The 2,546-nt window shown below is 60.8% G+C and carries 3 protein-coding genes; 1 reads left to right on the top strand and 2 read right to left on the bottom strand.

All coding sequences use genetic code 11. The annotated features are described in order from the left end of the window. The coding region (locus HP547_RS28290) for a LysR family transcriptional regulator (RefSeq protein ID WP_172288785.1) at positions 1–698 on the bottom strand (698 nt) is incomplete at its 3' end. Positions 699–789: 91 nt separating this feature from the next. Between HP547_RS28290 and HP547_RS28285 the strand changes: the two genes are divergently transcribed. Then, positions 790–1,218, top strand: coding sequence for a multidrug/biocide efflux PACE transporter (locus tag HP547_RS28285; RefSeq protein WP_172288783.1), 429 nt, complete (start codon positions 790–792; stop codon positions 1,216–1,218). A gap of 80 nt (positions 1,219–1,298) precedes the next feature. Here HP547_RS28285 and HP547_RS28280 read toward each other — a convergent pair whose 3' ends face one another. Continuing rightward, the gene (locus HP547_RS28280; RefSeq protein WP_172228058.1) at positions 1,299–2,318 is read right to left on the bottom strand and encodes a branched-chain amino acid aminotransferase; all 1,020 of its coding nucleotides are present in this window, start codon (positions 2,316–2,318) and stop codon (positions 1,299–1,301) included. Positions 2,319–2,546 lie beyond the last annotated feature (228 nt).

The raw sequence follows: 2,546 nt of genomic DNA, 5'->3' as shown, positions 1-2,546 counted from the left end.
TCGGCCCAGCCAAACCCGCGCACGGCGAACTCGAGCAGGGTGAGGTAATCCGGTGCCGACCAAGCCTGGCCACGGCCCTGATGCAGGCTTGGCGCGTAGGTCTTGATATATAACTGGCGTGCGTTTTCGAGGTGCTGCGTTTGCACCTGCGCAATGCCCGCCAGCGGGTGCCCGCTGGCCACGTACACGGCGAATTCCGCCTGCTCGGGCAAACGCGCCACGGCAACGTCGGCAGGGTAATTGGGCTGTGTGGCAAGAATGCCGATCTGCGCCATGCCCAGCTGGATCATTTCGATTACATCGGCATCCTCCGACGGCCCGCAGCGCAGCTCGGTGTGCGGGTAGTGCTCAGCAAACCGGGCCATTACCGCACCCTGGAAGGTAACGCTGTAGCTGTCCGACATCACCACCGACACCAGCGCCTCGACATGTTCTGCCAGCCGCACCGCCAGTGCATCGAGCTGGGCGCTGGCATCGAGAATCGCCTCGACACGCCTCAGTACCTGCCGGCCAGCCTCGTTCAGCGTGGGATGGCGGCCAGTGCGGTCAAACAGCGGGCAACCAACATCGGCCTCAAAGTTGGCGATCGCGATGCTGATAGTGGACTGGCTTTTGCGCAGCTTGCGCGCAGCGGCGGAAAAAGACCCCAGCGATGCGGCTTCGACAAACGCAACCAAGGCTTCGGGTGAGTAGCGCATGTATTGATAAAACCGATGGTAGCTATATCGCGAGTATCTGTTCTATCAAAGAAAATAGGAAGCACGACTCACGCACTGGATGGAATTTGCAATGAAAAACGTCTCTTTCACCGAACGCCTGGTTCACGCCGTCGGTTATGAAGTGTTCGCAGTGCTGCTGTGTGCGCCGCTGTTGTCCTGGGTCATGGGCAAATCGCTGGCGACAGCCGGCGCGCTGGCGGTGACCCTGTCGGTGATCGCCATGCTGTGGAATATGGTCTACAACGCGCTGATCGATCGTTATGTACAGACCGAGCGGATCCACTGGCAGGCCCGCGCGCGTTTCGCGCACGGCCTGGGCTTCGAGGCCGGCCTGGTAGTCTGGTGCCTGCCGGTGGCCGCGTGGATGCTGGATATTTCGCTTTTGCAGGCGTTCATGGTGGAGCTGGGCTTCTTCGTGATCATCCTGCCCTACACCGTGCTGTACAACTGGGCGTTCGACAAAGTCCGGCACCTGCTGATGCAGCGTCGCCTGGCCTAAGGCGTGTGCCCAACTCCCACACCAATAAAAACGGGGCATGCCATTGCTGGCATGCCCCGTTTTCAAACCGCTGAAACGACTCAGGCGACTTTGACGATCCAGCCTGCCGGTGCTTCGACATCACCGCTCTGGATGCCGGTCAGCTCGTCGTAGAGCTTCTGGGTAACCGGGCCGACCTTTTCCAGGTCGTGGAACACGTGCAGCTTGCCGTTGTACTCGATGCCGCCGATCGGGGTGATCACCGCAGCGGTACCGCAGGCACCGGCTTCGATGAAGCGGTCCAGGTTGCTGATTTCGACATCGCCTTCGATCACTTTCAGGCCCAGGCGCGATTGCGCCAGTTCCATCAGCGACAGGCGGGTGATGCCTGGCAACACCGAGGCCGATTTCGGCGTGACGAACTCGTTGTTGGCGGTGATACCGAAGAAGTTGGCCGAACCGACTTCCTCGATCTTGGTGTGAGTCAGCGGGTCGAGGTAAATGGCGTCGGCGAAGTTGGCCTTCTTGGCCTCCGCGCCTGGCTGCAGGCTGGCCGCGTAGTTACCGCCGACCTTGGCTGCGCCGGTGCCTTGCGGGGCAGCACGGTCGAAGCTGGAGATCTGGAAGTTGTGCGGCTTCATGCCGCCCTTGAAGTACGAGCCAACCGGGATGGCGAATACCGAGAAGATGAACTCGGGGGCGGTGCGCACGCCAATGTTGTCACCAGTGCCGATCACGAACGGGCGCAGGTACAGGGCGCCTTTGCCGTGCGGTGGCACGAACTTTTCGTTGGCCTTGACCACCTGCTTGCACGCTTCGATGAACACATCGGTAGGCACGTGCGGCATCAGCAGGCGGGCGCAGCTGCGCTGCATGCGGGCGGCGTTCTGGTCCGGGCGGAACAGGTTGATCGAGCCGTCCTTGCAACGGTAGGCCTTGAGGCCCTCGAAGCACTGCTGGCCATAGTGCAGCGCCGTGGAGCCTTCACTGATGTGCAGTACGTTGTCTTCGGTCAGGGTGCCCTTGTCCCACTCGCCATTGCGCCATACGGACAGGTAGCGTTTGTCGGTCTTGATGTAGTCGAAACCCAGCTTGTCCCAATTAATGCTTTCGTTGCTCATGACACCCTCATTGTCTTGCAAGTGCCCGATCGCTCGGGCTGCTGTTATATGCGCACCATGCCACCATAATACATCCGCAGCAGATCGGGAACGGCCAGTCACGAATTGAGGTTGCGAGGTGTTCACCGCAAGATTTTTAGCGCCTGTGAAATCGAGCGCCGCCCGCGCGGCGCTTCGCGGGTAAATCGGATCGCCGCACCGCCGCTCCCACATTTGCTGCAACGTACC

Source organism: Pseudomonas sp. CM27, assembly GCF_013179515.1.
Classification (GTDB): domain Bacteria; phylum Pseudomonadota; class Gammaproteobacteria; order Pseudomonadales; family Pseudomonadaceae; genus Aquipseudomonas.
Note: the sequence above shows the minus strand (reverse complement) of the source record. Positions and strands in the feature narration are given on the sequence as shown.